Annotated in this window: 1 protein-coding gene; it reads right to left on the bottom strand. The window is 49.4% G+C overall.

Going from position 1 to position 237, the window contains the following annotated elements; genetic code table 11:
* On the bottom strand, positions 1-221 hold a 221-nt coding region (locus R0J87_RS24560; protein WP_498889652.1), incomplete at its 3' end, for a glycogen/starch/alpha-glucan phosphorylase.
* Positions 222-237: the final 16 nt, after the last annotated feature.

Below are 237 nucleotides of genomic sequence, written 5' to 3'. Positions count from 1 at the left end.
GCCGAAACCGGCGTATGCGTAGTAAACATCTGGCTTGCCTGTACCATTTGCTTGGCTTCATCAAAGCTCAAGCCATCATCTTCAATGAGACGACGCATCCGTTCTAAGACTAAGAAAGCACTGTGACCTTCATTAAGGTGGAACACGGTAGGGGTATAACCGAGGGTTTTCAGGTCGCGGAAGCCACCAATTCCAAGCATCATTTCTTGGTGGAGCCGCATATCAAGATCCCCACCA

The sequence above is a fragment of the Halomonas sp. SIMBA_159 genome (assembly GCF_046536035.1).
GTDB lineage: Bacteria > Pseudomonadota > Gammaproteobacteria > Pseudomonadales > Halomonadaceae > Vreelandella > Vreelandella venusta_A.
The sequence above is the reverse complement of the archived record's forward strand: the minus strand, read 5'-3'. Positions and strand labels throughout refer to the sequence as shown.